This is a genomic window from Klebsiella sp. GG_Kp146, assembly GCF_040061975.1.
Taxonomy (GTDB): domain Bacteria; phylum Pseudomonadota; class Gammaproteobacteria; order Enterobacterales; family Enterobacteriaceae; genus Klebsiella; species Klebsiella quasipneumoniae.
Genome location: NZ_JBEAHA010000012.1, coordinates 175662 through 191388, shown reverse-complemented (window position 1 = coordinate 191388; position 15727 = coordinate 175662). Strand labels below are relative to the sequence as shown.

Here is a 15727-nt window from a genome sequence, read left to right as displayed (position 1 = left end):
GTTGCGACGATTCTTATTTTAAGTAATTCTGAGGTCCGTCATCGGGTATGACATCTCAATCGAAAAACAGACCTCGCATAAGGAACTGGTGCTATGAAGAATCTCATTGCTGAGTTACTGGTTAAACTGGCGCAAAAGGAAGAAGAAGCAAAGGAACTGACGGTGCAGGTTGAAGCGCTGGAGATCGTGGTCACCGCATTATTGCGCCATATGGAGCATGATGCCCAGCAGGCATTGATTCAGGATATTGAGCAGGCGATAGACCAGGTGACGCCCTGTCCGCCGGTCAACGACCAGGATGCCATCCTGCTGCAGCAATATCTAAAGAAGCTGTTGCGGCATCCTCGTAGCTAATCTTTGCGACGCGACAAGGATGCCGTCATTTTTCTGTCATCTCCCTTTTATAAAGTCTCCCACGTTTTGTTTTTTTAAGTATTTTTTACATGGAGATGACAAAAGTGAAATTAAGCGCCCTGTTTATTGCCCTGCTGCCTCTGCTGGGCTCGCCGGTTATTCATGCGGAAACTACTGCCGCGCCGGTTCTGGAAAATCGCGCTGCCCAGGGAGATATCACCACTCCCGGCGGCGCGCGTCGTTTAACGGGCGATCAAACCGAAGCGCTGCGCGCCTCGATAATCAATAAGCCGGCCAAAAACGTTATTTTGCTGATTGGCGATGGCATGGGTGATTCTGAAATTACCGCTGCGCGAAATTATGCGGAAGGGGCGGGCGGTTTCTTTAAAGGCATTGACGCCCTGCCGTTAACCGGGCAGTACACGCACTATTCGCTGGATAAAAAAACCGGTAAACCGGACTACGTCACCGACTCGGCGGCCTCCGCCACCGCCTGGACCACCGGCGTGAAGACCTATAACGGCGCGCTGGGCGTCGATATTCATGAGAACGCGCATCAGACCATCCTCGAGCTGGCGAAAGCGGCGGGCCTGGCCACCGGCAACGTTTCTACCGCCGAGCTGCAGGACGCCACCCCTGCGGCGCTGGTGGCGCATGTGACATCGCGTAAATGCTACGGCCCCACGGTCACCAGCGAAAAATGCCCCAGCAATGCGCTGGAGAAAGGGGGCAAAGGCTCCATTACCGAACAGCTGCTGAACGCCCGGCCGGATGTCACCCTGGGCGGCGGCGCGAAGACCTTTGCCGAAACGGCGACGGCGGGCGAGTGGCAGGGCAAAACCCTGCGCGAGCAGGCGGAAGCGCGCGGCTACCAGATTGTGACTGACGCGGCCTCTCTTGCCGCCGCGACGGCAGCCAGCCAGGATAAACCGCTGCTGGGACTCTTCGCCGACGGCAATATGCCGGTACGCTGGGAAGGGCCGAAGGCGTCTTATCACGGTAATATCGATAAGCCGCCGGTGACCTGTACGCCAAACCCGAAACGCGACGCCTCGGTGCCGACGCTGGCGCAGATGACGGAGAAAGCGATTGACCTGCTGAGCCGCAACGAGAAAGGCTTCTTCCTGCAGGTGGAAGGCGCCTCCATCGATAAGCAGGATCATGCGGCGAATCCGTGCGGCCAGATCGGAGAAACCGTGGACCTCGACGAGGCGGTGCAGAAGGCGCTGGAATTTGCCAAAAAAGACGGCAATACCCTGGTGATCGTCACCGCCGACCATGCGCACGCCAGCCAGATTATCCCGGCGGATAGCAAAGCCCCGGGGCTGACCCAGGCCCTGAACACGCACGATGGCGCGGTGATGGTGATGAGTTACGGTAACTCCGAGGAAGAGTCGATGGAGCACACCGGCACCCAGCTGCGCATTGCGGCCTACGGTCCGCATGCGGCTAACGTCGTCGGCCTGACCGACCAGACCGACCTCTTCTCGACCATGAAAGCGGCCCTGAGTCTCAAATAAGTCGCTGCCGGTGGCGAATTCGCGTCACCGGCTGGTTTTTTTTCTATCTGCGTCCAGACTTACAACGTTCCACTCACAGAAGGATGGTGCGATGAAAATAACCTTACTGATGACCCTACTGTTTGGCTTGATCTTTATCAGCGCGGTTGGCGCGGCAGAAAAAACGCCTACTCCCCAGCAGCAAAAGATGACGGACTGCAATCAGCAAGCGTCAGCCAAGGCGCTGAAGGGGGATGAGCGCAAAACCTTTATGAGCCAGTGCCTGAAAAAAGAGACCACCACGCCGCAAGGAAAGACCCTCACGCCTCAGCAGCAGAAGATGAGCGACTGCAACAAAGCGGCTTCGGCAAAATCACTGAAGGGCGATGAACGCAGCACCTTCATGAGTAGCTGTCTGAAGAAAGCCTGAAAAAAGGGAGCGCTCGCGCTCCCTTGTTCTTTGACCTCTCAGGGCTTGCAGCCCGCCTGCTCAGCTTCAGGAGCGGCTCAGTTTCTCTGATTTTTCCATGCACTGGGTGATGGCTTCGATCACCGCGGAGCGGAAGCCTTTCTCTTCCAGCACGCGCACGGCTTCGATGGTGGTCCCGCCAGGAGAGCAGACCATATCTTTCAGCGCCCCCGGATGCTCACCGCTCTCCAGCACCATTTTGGCGGAGCCCATCACCGCCTGAGCGGCGAATTTGTAAGCCTGAGCGCGCGGCATTCCGCCGAGCACGGCGGCATCGGCCATCGCTTCGATAAACATAAAGACATAGGCCGGCGCGGAGCCGCTAACGCCGACCACCGGATGGATCATCGGTTCGGCAATTTGCTCCGCCTGGCCAAAGCAGCGGAAAATGGTCAGCACTTCGGCCACATCTTCGCTGCTCACCAGCGCATTTGGCGTAACGGAGGTCATGCCGGCGTTAACCAGCGACGGCGTATTGGGCATCGCGCGAATAATTTTGCGATCGTGGCCGAGCGCGCGCGCCAGCTGGTCAAGCGTGACGCCGGCGGCGATGGAGACCACCAGAGACTCTTTATTCAGGCTGGAGGCGATATCGCCCAGCACTTTGGTCATGATCCCCGGCTTCACCGCGCCGAAGACGATATCGGCAATCTGCGCCACTTCCTGGGCGCTATCGGCGGCGTTGATGCCGTACTGGTCGCGCAGAGCCGCAACCTTGTCCGGCGACGGGGTGTAGACCCAGATTTGTCCCGGCTGTACCTGGCCGCTGGCGATCAGTCCACCCAGAATGGCCTTACCCATATTGCCGCAGCCGATAAAGCCAATTTTCTTATCCATCACCATTCCCCTCTGCTTTTTTCGTTACGATCTGATTAGCTTATCATCCTGGCGCTTTTATGGGGGAGAAAAGCAGGTAACATTGGCGGCACTTATTGCAGGTAACAGGAGCTGGCATGGCCATTTGGGTGGATGCAGACGCGTGTCCGAACGTGATTAAAGAGATATTGTTCCGCGCGGCAGAGCGGACCCAGACACCGCTGACGCTGGTGGCGAACCAGCCGCTGCGCGTACCGCCGTCGCGTTTCATCCGCACCCTGCGGGTTGAGCAGGGTTTTGACGTGGCGGATAACGAAATCGTCCGTCAGTGCGCGGCGGGGGATTTAGTGATCACCGCCGATATTCCGCTGGCGGCGGAGGTGCTGGCGAAGGGCGGGGCGGCGCTCAATCCGCGCGGAGAGCGCTACAGCGAGGCGACGATCCGCGAGCGGCTGACGATGCGGGATTTTATGGAGACATTACGGGCCAGCGGCGTTCAGACCGGCGGCCCGGATAGTTTATCGCAGCGCGATCGGCAACAGTTTGCCGCCGAGCTGGAGAAGTGGTTGCTGGCGGTTAAACGTCAGCAGGGTTAAACCCAGCTGTCGTCATCGCTGCCAATATCATCATCGCCAAAGCCGGCGTCGAAGTCGTCGTTCCAGGTGTTGTCGGCAAGGAACTGATCGTCTCCCTGACGGAACGGATCGTCACCTGCGGCGGCGTCCTGCGCGGCGGCATCAGGCTGCGGCTTCTCTTCGATGATATTAACAATCTCCTGCGGGTGCGAGCCGCTGAACATATTGGTCAGCATATTGCCCAGCACCACGCCGCCCGCTACGCCTGCGGCCGTTTGCAGCGCGCCCGCCATAAAGCCGCCGCCGCGTGCGGCAGCCTGCGGGGCATAGCTCTGCTGCTGCTGTGGGGCATACTGCGGCTGCGCGCTGGCCTGCGGGCGACCGTATTGCTCCGCGCCCGGGATCGGGTCAGAACCGCGTGACGAGCCGCCGCCGCCAAACAGGCCGGAGAGGAATCCGCCGCTGCTGGGCTTCGCCGCCTGCAGCTGGCTGACCTGGCTCTCCAACGCCTGGATGCGATCGTTGAGCTGTTTAATCGCGGCTTCCTGGATAAGAATGGTTTGCGCCATATAGTAGGGGGCCGCCGGCTGCGCGCTCACGTGTTGGGCAATCCGCTCCTCGGCGCTGGCATCGCGCGATGCACTGTGCGCCTCAGCCTCTTTCAGCCGGGAAAACAGTCCATCAATAAGGCGTTGTTCTTCAGATTGCATGTTACATTCCTCTGTCACACTGTCGAATAGGCATCAGGGTGCGTCTGAAACACGATGTTGTAAATATGTTGCTTCGTAAAGCTATGCATAAATGTGTTACCGTTTACGCCAGCAGCGGATAAAAAATAACGCCCGGCAGAAAGTAAAGCTGGTTAAACAGTACATGCAATGATAAGTTTACATTAAGAACCCCTTGTCTCACTGTGGTGATGGGGTGTAAAGAAGTTGTGTAACGTTTTCTTTACGTATGCGTTGCGGAACAGACAGCGATAATACGTTCTTTCGTTTTCCTTTTTTTGCGACAGACGGAACCAGGGGGTCTTCGGTTATGACACAGCCAATCTTTCTCATCGGGCCACGCGGCTGCGGTAAAACCACCGTCGGCCATGCGCTGGCGCGAGCGCGGCATTTTCAGTTCTCCGATACCGATCATCGGCTGCAGGCCCATGAGCAGCGGACGGTGGCGGAGATCGTGCAGGCGGAAGGATGGGCGCGCTTTCGCGAGCTGGAGACCCTGTCGCTGAAGGCCGTGACCCTGCCGAATACGGTGATTGCCACCGGCGGCGGCATCATCCTTGCGGAATGTAACCGCCAGTTTATGCGGGAGAACGGCGTGGTGATCTATCTGCAGGCGTCGGTATCGGCGCTGATTGACCGTCTGGAAGCCTACCCGAAAGCCGAACAGCGGCCGACGCTCACAGGGAAACCGGTGCGTGAGGAAGTGGGCGAGGTGCTGGCGCAGCGTGAAGCGTTATACCGTGACGCTGCCCATCATATTGTCGATGCTACGGCCGCCCCGGATCGGGTGGTGGAACAGATTATGACCATGCTGTGCGGCGCGGCGGCCACCCCGGTAAGTTAAGAATTTACTTACATTAAGGCGGCGAGGGGCGCCTATACTTGATAGTTCTGATACCAGAAGAAGGAAGAACTATGCCAAACAGGCCCCCATATCCGAGAGAAGCGCGCGTGGTTGCGGTAGAGAAAGGCCCGCAGGGTCAGACGGTCACCTGGTATCAACTTCGCGCGGACTATCCTGAACCCAATTCGCTGATCAGCGAACATCCTACCGAGCAGGAAGCCGTGGATGCCAAGCGGCGCTACGAAGATCCTGACAAGTCGTAACCCCTGAGCCCGGATTGCCTGCTCTGCGGGCAATATCGGGCATACCTCACACTTTTTATTTATCAGTCGTACTAATGAATATCTAACACACGGATTTTTCAGGCGCGCCGCCGCCGCCGGGCAATCTTTACATTCTACTGCGGCGTGGAGCTGCTACGCTTCTCGACGGTTGATTTTTACTCACCAGGGGGGCGAATGCTGTGTGTGGTAAGCCTGTGTTGAAGCAGTGGTAGTGAAAAGGTACATGATATGAGTAGTGCAACGATGGCAATTTTGACCATCGGCGTTGTGCCGCTGGCGGGAGTATTACCGCTCCTGACCGAACATATCAGGGAAGAACAGATCGCTCACATCAGCCTGCTGGGCGAGATGACGCGTGATGACGTGATGGCAGAGTACGCCGTGGGTGACGGCGAACAGGGTCTCTTGACCCTGCTCAGCGATAACCAGCTGGTGATGGTGTCGCGACAAAAAATTGAACGTGATGTTCGCAGCGTGATCGCCATGCTGGATCGACAGCATTTTGATGTGATCCTGCTGCTCAGCTCCGAACAGCTGACCGGGTTTACCACCCACCACGCGATCCTCCTCGAGCCGCAGCGGATCATTCCGCCGCTGGTGGCGTCAATCGTCGATGGGCACCAGGTCGGGGTGATCGTGCCGGTGGAAGAGATCATGCCCATGCAGCGACAAAAGTGGCATTCACTGGAGAAGTCGCCGTACTACGCGCTGGCCAACCCGTTTACCGGTAGCGACAGCGAGCTGTTAACCGCCGGTAAAGCGCTGCTGGAGCAGGGCGCCGACGTGCTGGTCCTCGACTGTCTTGGTTACTATCAGCATCATCGCGATGTGTTACAAAAAGCCCTTGATGTCCCGGTTTTGCTGTCGAATGTGCTGGTTTCCCGACTGGCGGCAGAACTATTAGTCTAATGTGTTAATTTCACGTGACAGGGGCAAGGAGCGCCCCCTATATTGAGCCTTTCAACGACGATCAGAAGGGCTTGTTTATGCTTCAAAGCAATGAATACTTTGACGGAAAAGTGAAATCCATTGGCTTCACCAGCAGCAGTACCGGTCGCGCCAGCGTTGGCGTGATGGCGGAAGGGGAATACACCTTTGGTACGGCGCAGCCGGAAGAGATGACGGTGGTCAGCGGGGCGCTGAATGTCCTGCTGCCGGGTGAGACTGAGTGGAAAGTTTACGCCGCCGGCGAAGTCTTCAATGTGCCAGGCAACAGCGAATTCCATCTGCAGGTGGCTGAGCCAACCTCTTATCTGTGCCGCTATCTGTAAGCCAGCGTAACGCCCGGCGCTTGCCGCCGGGTTGTATTTTTCCTTCCTGCCTGGCAGGAAGGAAAGCGGCGCTTAGCGCTGCGCTTCGCCGCCGAGCCCTTCCACCAGGCTTTGGATCAGGGCAGCCAGTTCGCCGGTCATTAAGATAAAGTCGGCGTCAAAGCGCTGGGCGAAATCTTCCCGATCGATATCTTCGTTTTGGTCGCGTAATTCATCGCAGAACTTGAGGCGCTTAATTGACGCGTCGTCGCAGATCACAAACTGAATACGCTGCTGCCAGTCCAGCGCCAGCTTGGTGACGACCTTCCCGGCCTCAATATGCACAGCGATTTCGTCGCTCACCAGATCCTGCTTCTTGGCGCGGATCACGCCGCCATCTTCCAGCATCGCTTTCAGCTCGGCTTCGTCCAGCAGCTGGAAGCCCTGCGCCACGGTGCCGGAGCGGACCCACTCGGTCAGCGTCAGCTCAATCGGATTCTCCAGGGTCAGCGGCACCACCGGCAGCGAGCCGAGGGTTTTACGCAGCAGGGCCAGGGTATCTTCCGCTTTCTTCGCGCTGGCGCAGTCCACCATGATCAGGCCGTTGACGGTGTCGATCCACATCATCGTCTGGCTGAAGCGGCTGAAGGCGCGCGGGAGCAGCGAGTGCAGCACTTCATCTTTCAGGGAATCTTTCTCAGTTTTCTTCAGCTTGCGCCCCTGATCGGCTTCCAGCTTCTGGATCTTCGCCTCCAGCGCCTGCTTGATCACCGGCGACGGCAGGATCTTTTCTTCTTTACGCGCGCAGATAATGATCTGGCCGTTCGCCGTATGCGTCAGCGCGTCGCTGTGCGATCCCATCGGCGATACCCAACCGGTTTTCGCCATATCCTGGCTGCCACAAGGGGTAAATGTCAGCTCGGCCAGCTGTTTTTCCATCTCCTCGGCGCGCAATTCGATATCGCGGCTGAGACGGTAAACCATTAAATTTTTGAACCACAGCATGATAATTTCCACGGCTTTGTCGTTAAATCAGGCGGGCATGATAGCGAATTGTCGCTATGCTTGCATTGTTAATCGGGGTGAGGAGCTGAGCGTGCGTATTGGTATTGATTTAGGTGGCACAAAAACCGAAGTGATAGCCCTGAGCGACCAGGGAGAGCAGCTGTTTCGCCATCGGTTACCCACGCCGCGGGAGGATTACCGGCAAACCATCGAGACTATCGCCACCCTGGTGGCGATGGCCGAGCAGGCGACCGGACAGCGTGGCACCGTGGGGATGGGGATCCCGGGCGCGATTTCGCCCTATACCGGGGTGGTGAAAAACGCCAACTCGACCTGGCTCAACGGCCAGCCCTTTGATAAGGACCTCAGCCTGCGCCTCGACCGTGAAGTGCGGCTGGCTAACGACGCCAACTGTCTGGCGGTGTCGGAAGCGGTGGACGGCGCGGCGGCGGGGGCGCACACGGTGTTCGCGGTGATTATCGGCACCGGCTGCGGCGCGGGCGTGGCGCTCAACGGGCGGGCGCATATCGGCGGCAATGGTAACGCCGGCGAGTGGGGACATAACCCATTGCCGTGGATGAACGACGATGAGTTGCGCTACCGTGCGGAAGTGCCTTGCTACTGCGGTAAACAGGGATGTATCGAAACCTTTATCTCCGGCACCGGCTTTGCCACTGACTACCAGCGGCTGAGCGGCAAGGGGTTAACCGGCAGCGAGATTATGCGCCTGGTGGGGGAAGGTGACGAAAAAGCCGAACTGGCGCTGAGTCGCTACGAGCAGCGGCTGGCGAAATCGCTGGCCCACGTGGTGAATATCCTCGACCCGGACGTTATCGTGCTGGGCGGCGGGATGAGCAACGTCGAGCGGCTGTATCAGACGGTGCCGGACCTGGTGAAACAGTGGGTCTTCGGCGGCGAGTGTGCAACGCCGATCCGCAAAGCGATGCACGGCGACTCCAGCGGAGTACGCGGCGCGGCATGGCTGTGGCCGCTCCAGGGGACCTGAACCGCTCCCCCTCACCCCGACCCTCTCGCTCCGGAAGAGGGTTAGGGTGAGGGGACATCGCAATGATTCAAACCTCACTCCACCGCAAACGCTCTGTCCAGCCGACTGTAGCCCAGGCCATTGATCTTCTTCACTTTGATCTGCACCGGAATGCGATCTTTCATCGCCTCCACGTGGCTGATCACCCCGATAATCTTGCCGCTGGCGTTCAGCGCGTCCAGCGCGTCCAGCGCCGTGTCCAGCGTTTCGCTGTCGAGGGTGCCGAAGCCTTCATCAAGAAACAGGGAATCAATCCGCGTCTTATGGCTCACCAGATCTGACAGCGCCAGGGCCAGCGCCAGGCTGACGAGGAAACTTTCGCCACCGGAGAGGGTGCGGGTGTCGCGTACGGCGTCGGCCTGCCAGGTATCGACAACCTCCAGCTCCAGCGCTTCGCTGGCTTTGCGCTGCAGCAGATAGCGCCCGTGCAGGCGGTTAAGCTGCTGGTTTGCCAGCCAGACCAGATTATCCAGCGTCAGCCCCTGGGCGAATTTGCGGAACCGGTCGCCGGTGCTGGAGCCGATCAGCGAATTGAGATAGCCCCAGTCATCCGCCCGCTGCGCCGCCTCTGCAATCTGTCGCCCCAGCGCCTGCTGATGTTGACGGCTCTCTGTGTCCTGCCTGAGCTGCTGGCGGATCTCGCCCTGGCGGGTGGTGTTGTCCCGCAGCCGCTGCGCCAGGGCCTGCAGCTGGGTTTGCAGGGCGGGGATGTCCGCGTCCGTCCCTTGCGGACGCAGCGCCAGGTGCGCCTGCTGCTGACGGGTTGCCTGCTCGCAGAGCGCCGTCGCTTGCTGGAGCTGCTGCTCCAGCGTCTGTTTTAACTGCGTCAGCCGCTGGACGGTCTCGTCATCCAGCAGCGCGGCGAGAAACGCCTGCCGATCGCTAAAGCGGCTGGCGGCCAGGGCGGCGGTAAATTGCGCCTGCGACTGGTCCAGGCGCGCCTTCTCTTCGGTCTCCAGCTGCTGCTGGGCGACAAGCTGGCTGTGCAACGCCAGGCACTCTTCGTGGATCGCGCGCCAGTTGTCGGGGATCGCCGGTTCCGCTTCTGCTTCGTCGCTGGCTGGCAGCGTCTCCAGCAGCGGCTGCAGGGCGGCAATCTGCTCCTGAATGGCGCCATGCCGGGTCTGTTGCGCCTGCCACTGGGCAAATTCGCTTTCGCGAGCGTTCAGCCAGGCGGCTTCTGTCCCTTCTTCCGGCAGGTTGAGCGTCAGGGGCTGCAGGGCGCTTTCCAGCCCCTGGCGCGTGGCCGTCAGCTGCTGCTGAGCCTGGCGCGCCAGCGCCTCCTGATCGTTAAGCTGGCTCTGCAGCATCAGGCGCTGGCTGAGCTGGTAGAGCTGTTGCTCGTAGCGCTCCTGCTCCTGTATCCAGTCGTTTATCTCTTGCGCAATATCCCGCGTGATCTGAAGAGAGGCGCAGGTTTCCTGCCACGCTTTAGTGAGCGCTTGCTCTTCCTCAGCGAGCCGCCCGGCCGCTTCGGCTTCACGCTGGAGCTGCTGCGTCAGGGCGTTGACCTGCCCGAGGATCAGCAGACCTTCTTCTTTCAGCGCGGCGACCTCTTTTTCCAGCACATCGCGGCGGCGCTGGTTATCCGTGACCGTCAGCGAGGCGTATTGTTCAATCGCCGGGTGTTCACAGGAGCCGCACAGCGGGCAGGGCTTACCGGCCTCAAGCCGGGCGCGGTAACCTTCCAGATCTTTAATCGTTTCTTCCCGCTGGCAGAGAGCCTTCAGGTCGAGATAGTGCTGGTTTTTGTCTTTGTACTGCTCCCGGCGCTGCGCCAGGGTGGCGTTGAGTTTTGCCTGCTCCGCCTGCGCCTGCTGTACGCTTTCGGCGTTCTGGCGCAGACGCTTGCGCAGCAGCTGATGCTGTTCATGAAGGGAGAGCAGCCGCTGGCGCAGCGGTCGCGACTGGGTTTGCTGCGCCATCGCCGCCGCAACGTCATCGGCGGTCAGCGACAGAGGGCTGGCCGGCAGATCGGCCAGCTTCTGGCGCAGCGCGGCCAGGCGGGTGGTCTGGGCCGTCAGCTGCTGATTATCCCGAGTCAGCTGCGAAAATTGCGCCCGCCAGCCGGCGATCTCCTGGCCCCATAAGCGAAATCGCTCATGGGCCGCCAGCCACTGCGCCAGGTCGGCCAGTTCAGCCTGACGCTGCCGCTGGGCATGCACGGCGCTACGGCGAATGCGCGCGCGCAGCGCCGTGCTGGTAAGTAAGCGAGCATTCACTTCATTGATTCGCTGGCGGGTTTGCGCCAGGCCTGCCGCGTGCTCCTGTTGCCGCTCCCATAAGGGGCGCAACTGGGCGGCGGGCTGGGCCAGCTCAAGCCTGGCGAGCGCCGGTGCGGCGTCGGCCAGCGCCTGACGGGCCTGCTGCTGGCCGCTGACCGCCTGCTGCTGCTGCTGCGCCAGCTCATCGCGACGCGTTAGCCACTGAAGCTGCTGCTGCTGGTTTTGCTGCTGCGCCAGCAGGGCTTTCTCTTCGTCAGTAAGTACCTGCAAACTTTCCTGCAGCGCCTGCTGCTGGGCCTCCGTCAGCAGGACGATGCCCGCCGCCTGGGCTTCGAACTTCTCCAGCGTATGGCGAGCGGCTTTGTGCTGCTCATAGACCATCGCCGAAATCTGACCGTAGATTTCCGTGCCGGTCAGCTCCTCCAGCAGCTCCGCGCGATCGCTCGGCTTGGCGTTCAGGAAGGCGGCAAATTGCCCCTGGGAGAGCAGCATCGAGCGGGTGAAGCGGCCATAGTCGAGGCCGGTGAGCGTCGCGGTTTGCTCCAGCTTATCCGAGACCTTATCGGCGAGGATTTTGCCGTCGGCGCAGCGCGCCAGCTCGACGCGGGGCGCCTGCAGGTTGCCATCTGGCTGGTTACGCGCCCGGTTCTGGCTCCAGAAGGCGCGGTAGGCGATGCCTTTCACTTCAAACTCCACCTCCGCCAGACACTCGGCGGTATCGCGGGTCATCAGGTCATTTTGCGACTGGGAGACTTTATTCAGGCGCGGCGTCTCGTGATAGAGCGCGAGGCAAATGGCGTCGAGCAGAGTGGTTTTCCCGGCGCCGGTGGCGCCGGTAATGGCGAACAGGCCGTTGCTGGCGAACGGCTCGGCGGTAAAGTCTATCTTCCATTCCCCTTTCAGGGAGTTGAGGTTTTTCAGACGCAGACTGAGGATTTTCATGCGTTTTCGTCCTCCGCGGTGAGCGTATGCAGCGTATGAGCGAACAGCTCGTGCAGCCGGGCGCGCTTCTCATCGTCAATCTCGGTCAGCGCCAGCCGGCGCTCGAACACCTCTTCCACCTTCAGTTCGCTGAGGGTCTCCCGCTGGGCGTTGAGCAGTATTTTCTCGCGCTGCTCGCGGCTGCGGCGCACCAGCAAGACTTCCACCGGCAGATCCTCCGTCAGCGCCTGAATATGACGCTGAATATCGTGCAGGTACTCCTCGGTGGCGATTTCGATATCCAGCCACACCGGCGGGTCCTGTTCAACGCCGCGCCACTGCGCCAGCTGGGCGGTGATGGCGGCCAGATCGCCTTTGATGACCGCCAGCGGCTGGGTGACGGGCACCTCAAGGGTCTCCACGGCGCTGAGTCGCCCATCGCTAAAGCTCACCAGATGCACCGATTTCGCTTTACCGGTTTCATCAAAGCTCAGCGGCAGCGGCGAGCCGCTGTAGCGGATGTGCTCGCAGCCGCCAACCACCTGCGCCCGGTGAATATGGCCCAGCGCAATGTAGTCGGCAGGGGGGAAGTGCTGCGCCGGGAAGGCATCCAGCGTGCCGATATAAATGTCGCGAACGGCATCGCTTTTGCTGGCGCCGACGGTGGTCAGATGGCCGCTGGCAATGACGGGCAGCGGCCGATCGCCGCGCAGGGCGCAGGCCTGCTGATACTGCTCCTGATAATAGTCGCTGATGGCGTGCAGCAGCTGCTGCTGTTTTTCCCGACCGGAGTGGCCGGCCTGGCTGGTCACCAGCTCGCGCGGGCGTAAAAACGGCACCGGGCAGAAGATAGCGCCTGGGGTGCCGTCGCGCCGCGGCAGCTCAATGGGCGGGCAGCCGGCGTTCGCCACGACGGTGGTGTGTAAAAAGGCGAGGATATCGCGGGATTCATTGAGCATCGCCACCGAATCGTGGTTGCCCGCCAGCACCACCAGGCGACAGCCGGTCTGCTGCAGCTGGACGACAAAGCGGTTATACAGTTCGCGAGCGTAGCTCGGCGGCGATCCGGTATCAAAAATATCGCCGGCCACGATGATGGCGTCGACTTCATGCTCCTGCGCGCGGGCCAGCAGCCAGGTCAGGAAGGCGTCATGTTCGGCCGCACGGCTTTTGCTGTAAAAATTCTGGCCCAGGTGCCAGTCGGAGGTGTGAAGGATGCGCATAAATCTTCCCTAGCGAAAAAAGCATGAGCGGCAGTATACCATTTGTCGGAGAGGGGTAAGTCCGCGTCATGCTTCAAAATACCCGATCGTCAGACGGTCATTTTTTTCATAAATCTGTCACAAAAGTGACGCATAATGACGCCGCACTTCTATACTGATGGCTAAAAAACACAGGGTAAATAATGGCGAGAAGAATTCTGGTCGTTGAAGATGAAGCTCCAATCCGCGAAATGGTCTGCTTTGTTCTGGAGCAAAATGGCTTTCAGCCTGTCGAAGCGGAAGATTATGACAGCGCGGTGAATCAACTCAATGAACCCTGGCCTGATTTGATTCTCCTTGACTGGATGCTGCCGGGCGGTTCGGGGCTGCAGTTTATTAAGCTGCTCAAGCGCGAGGCGATGACCCGGGATATTCCGGTGGTGATGCTGACCGCGCGCGGAGAAGAAGAGGATCGCGTTCGCGGCCTGGAGACCGGGGCGGACGACTACATTACCAAGCCTTTCTCACCGAAGGAGCTGGTGGCGCGAATCAAAGCGGTGATGCGCCGTATTTCGCCGATGGCGGTGGAAGAGGTGATTGAAATGCAGGGGCTGAGCCTCGATCCCTCATCGCACCGGGTGATGACCGGCGAAAGTCCGCTGGACATGGGGCCAACGGAATTTAAATTATTGCACTTCTTTATGACCCATCCGGAGCGGGTGTATAGCCGCGAGCAGCTGCTGAACCACGTCTGGGGAACCAACGTCTATGTGGAAGACCGCACGGTAGACGTCCATATTCGCCGCCTGCGTAAAGCGCTGGAACACAGTGGCCATGATCGCATGGTGCAAACGGTTCGCGGCACGGGGTATCGTTTCTCCGCCCGTTTCTGAATTTTGACAGGAGTGTGACCCGTGCTGGAACGGCTGTCATGGAAAAGGCTGGCGCTGGAGCTCTTTTTAGCGTGTATTCCGGCCCTGATTCTGGGGGCGTTTGTGGGTCATTTGCCGTGGTTTTTACTGGCGGCAGTGACCGGTTTGTTGATTTGGCATTTCTGGAATTTGATGCGCCTGTCGTGGTGGCTGTGGGTGGACCGGAGCATGACCCCTCCGCCCGGCCGCGGCAGCTGGGAGCCGCTGCTGTATGGTCTGCACCAGATGCAGATGCGTAATAAAAAGCGTCGACGTGAGCTGGGAAGCCTGATCAAGCGCTTTCGCAGCGGGGCGGAATCCCTGCCGGACGCGGTGGTCCTGACCACGGAAGAGGGGGCCATTTTCTGGTGTAACGGTCTGGCGCAGCAGATTTTAAACCTGCGCTGGCCGGACGACAGTGGGCAAAACATTCTTAACCTTCTGCGCTATCCTGAGTTCGCCAACTACCTGAAACAGCGTGATTTTTCAAAGCCGCTCAATCTGGTGCTGAATAATGCCCGTCATCTGGAAATTCGCGTGATGCCCTACAGCGACAAACAGTGGTTGATGGTGGCGCGCGACGTGACGCAGATGCATCAGCTGGAAGGGGCGCGGCGTAACTTTTTCGCCAACGTCAGCCATGAGCTGCGCACCCCGCTGACGGTGCTGCAGGGCTATCTGGAGATGATGCAGGAGCAGGTGCTGGAAGGGGCGACCCGTGAAAAAGCCCTGCACACCATGCGTGAGCAAACCCAGCGTATGGAGGGGCTGGTGAAGCAGTTGCTCACGCTGTCGCGTATTGAAGCGGCGCCGGCGCTGGCGATGAATGACCGCATCGACGTGCCGATGATGCTGCGGGTCGTGGAGCGCGAGGCGCAGACCCTCAGCCAGGATAAGCAGACGCTGATTTTTACCGTCGATGAGCAGCTCAAGGTGCTGGGCAACGAGGAACAACTGCGCAGCGCCATTTCTAACCTGGTCTATAACGCGGTGAACCACACCCCGCCGGGCACCGAAATTCGCGTCAGCTGGCAGCGAACGCCCCAGGGGGCGCTGTTCAGCGTCGAGGATAATGGGCCGGGCATTGCGCCGGAGCATATTCCCCGTCTGACCGAGCGCTTCTATCGGGTGGATAAGGCTCGCTCCCGGCAAACGGGGGGCAGCGGCCTGGGGCTGGCGATCGTCAAACACGCGGTCAACCATCATGACAGCCGGCTGGAGATCGACAGCACGGTGGGCAAGGGAACCCGTTTTAGCTTCCTGCTCCCGGAACGATTAATTGCCAGAAACGACGCCTGAGCGGCGCGCTGTCAGCTTATCTTGCCAATGACCAGCTTCGGCTGGTCATTTTCGCTGGCAGTCGTTTTTCTCTTGCCTATTTAATGAACGCGCGCTGCTTTTTTGTTCGCATGATAAGCCACGGGTTTTCCATCAATATGGTAAATGATTCTGGTGTGAAACTGATAACCAGCATAATCATCTGCTTTTGCGATCGTGCCTTGCTTTAAAACGTTATAAGCGTTTAAATTGCGCCTGCGCAGTCGATGACAGACTGCTTTTGCGTGGTAATACCAAAAACAATTCTTTCCCACGCCGCTT

At 59.5% G+C, this 15727-nt stretch carries 16 protein-coding genes; 11 read left to right on the top strand and 5 right to left on the bottom strand.

Annotated features, from left to right (window positions below):
- The first annotated feature begins 93 nt into the window (after positions 1 to 93).
- The 3 genes from iraP (at position 94) to psiF (ending at position 2283) form a co-directional block, all read left to right on the top strand.
- On the top strand, positions 94 to 354 hold the full coding sequence (gene iraP / locus ABLU95_RS14270) for an anti-adapter protein IraP (protein WP_004204875.1): 261 nt from the start codon (positions 94 to 96) through the stop codon (positions 352 to 354).
- 89 nt (positions 355 to 443) lie between these two features.
- A complete protein-coding gene (gene phoA, locus ABLU95_RS14265; protein ID WP_032428614.1) occupies positions 444 to 1874 on the top strand; it encodes an alkaline phosphatase in 1431 nt (476 codons plus the stop codon).
- A 91-nt stretch (positions 1875 to 1965) separates the two neighbouring features.
- Positions 1966 to 2283: a phosphate starvation-inducible protein PsiF gene (gene psiF / locus ABLU95_RS14260; RefSeq protein WP_048296829.1), complete on the top strand. Its 318-nt coding sequence runs from the start codon at positions 1966 to 1968 to the stop codon at positions 2281 to 2283.
- Between the two features lie 66 nt (positions 2284 to 2349).
- Here the strand turns inward: psiF and proC are convergent, their stop codons facing one another.
- On the bottom strand, positions 2350 to 3159 hold the full coding sequence (gene proC, locus ABLU95_RS14255; protein WP_023288574.1) for a pyrroline-5-carboxylate reductase: 810 nt from the start codon (positions 3157 to 3159) through the stop codon (positions 2350 to 2352).
- A gap of 116 nt (positions 3160 to 3275) precedes the next feature.
- Here proC and ABLU95_RS14250 point away from each other — a divergent pair, with 116 nt between their 5' ends.
- Positions 3276 to 3734: a YaiI/YqxD family protein gene (locus ABLU95_RS14250; RefSeq protein ID WP_004204870.1), complete on the top strand. Its 459-nt coding sequence runs from the start codon at positions 3276 to 3278 to the stop codon at positions 3732 to 3734.
- Here ABLU95_RS14250 and ABLU95_RS14245 read toward each other — a convergent pair.
- The gene (locus ABLU95_RS14245; protein ID WP_023288576.1) at positions 3731 to 4423 is read right to left on the bottom strand and encodes a DUF2076 domain-containing protein; all 693 of its coding nucleotides are present in this window, start codon (positions 4421 to 4423) and stop codon (positions 3731 to 3733) included. The two genes, ABLU95_RS14250 and ABLU95_RS14245, sit on opposite strands and share 4 nt — an antisense overlap.
- 328 nt (positions 4424 to 4751) lie before the next feature.
- On the opposite strand from ABLU95_RS14245, the gene aroL reads away from it, so the two are divergent.
- The 4 genes from aroL (at position 4752) to ppnP (ending at position 6840) form a co-directional block, all read left to right on the top strand.
- Complete coding sequence (gene aroL, locus ABLU95_RS14240) at positions 4752 to 5285, top strand: shikimate kinase AroL (RefSeq protein WP_023288577.1); 534 nt, start codon at positions 4752 to 4754, stop codon at positions 5283 to 5285.
- 71 nt (positions 5286 to 5356) lie between these two features.
- Positions 5357 to 5548: a YaiA family protein gene (locus tag ABLU95_RS14235; RefSeq protein ID WP_008805350.1), complete on the top strand. Its 192-nt coding sequence runs from the start codon at positions 5357 to 5359 to the stop codon at positions 5546 to 5548.
- Positions 5549 to 5797: 249 nt separating this feature from the next.
- Complete coding sequence (locus ABLU95_RS14230) at positions 5798 to 6478, top strand: AroM family protein (protein WP_072096489.1); 681 nt, start codon at positions 5798 to 5800, stop codon at positions 6476 to 6478.
- A gap of 77 nt (positions 6479 to 6555) precedes the next feature.
- Positions 6556 to 6840, top strand: coding sequence for a pyrimidine/purine nucleoside phosphorylase (gene ppnP, locus ABLU95_RS14225; protein WP_002890284.1), 285 nt, complete (start codon positions 6556 to 6558; stop codon positions 6838 to 6840).
- Positions 6841 to 6912: 72 nt separating this feature from the next.
- Here the strand turns inward: ppnP and rdgC are convergent, their stop codons facing one another.
- Entirely contained in the window at positions 6913 to 7824 is a 912-nt protein-coding gene (gene rdgC, locus ABLU95_RS14220) for a recombination-associated protein RdgC (RefSeq protein ID WP_002890285.1), read from the bottom strand.
- 91 nt (positions 7825 to 7915) lie between these two features.
- On the opposite strand from rdgC, the gene mak reads away from it, so the two are divergent.
- Complete coding sequence (gene mak / locus ABLU95_RS14215) at positions 7916 to 8830, top strand: fructokinase (protein WP_049013804.1); 915 nt, start codon at positions 7916 to 7918, stop codon at positions 8828 to 8830.
- A gap of 74 nt (positions 8831 to 8904) precedes the next feature.
- Here the strand turns inward: mak and sbcC are convergent, their stop codons facing one another.
- Positions 8905 to 12036 (bottom strand): exonuclease subunit SbcC, encoded by a 3132-nt coding sequence (gene sbcC, locus ABLU95_RS14210; protein WP_241516264.1) that lies wholly within the window; start codon positions 12034 to 12036, stop codon positions 8905 to 8907.
- Positions 12033 to 13238 carry an exonuclease subunit SbcD gene (gene sbcD / locus ABLU95_RS14205; RefSeq protein ID WP_086075225.1) on the bottom strand — a complete coding sequence of 402 codons (1206 nt, stop codon included), beginning with the start codon at positions 13236 to 13238 and terminating at the stop codon, positions 12033 to 12035. Before sbcD ends, sbcC begins: the two co-directional genes overlap by 4 nt.
- A gap of 182 nt (positions 13239 to 13420) precedes the next feature.
- On the opposite strand from sbcD, the gene phoB reads away from it, so the two are divergent.
- Together phoB and phoR are read left to right on the top strand one after the other, a co-directional pair.
- Positions 13421 to 14110, top strand: a complete 690-nt coding sequence (gene phoB / locus ABLU95_RS14200; protein ID WP_004204861.1) for a phosphate response regulator transcription factor PhoB — start codon at positions 13421 to 13423, stop codon at positions 14108 to 14110.
- Between the two features lie 21 nt (positions 14111 to 14131).
- A complete protein-coding gene (gene phoR / locus ABLU95_RS14195; protein ID WP_023288581.1) occupies positions 14132 to 15427 on the top strand; it encodes a phosphate regulon sensor histidine kinase PhoR in 1296 nt (431 codons plus the stop codon).
- Positions 15428 to 15727: the final 300 nt, after the last annotated feature.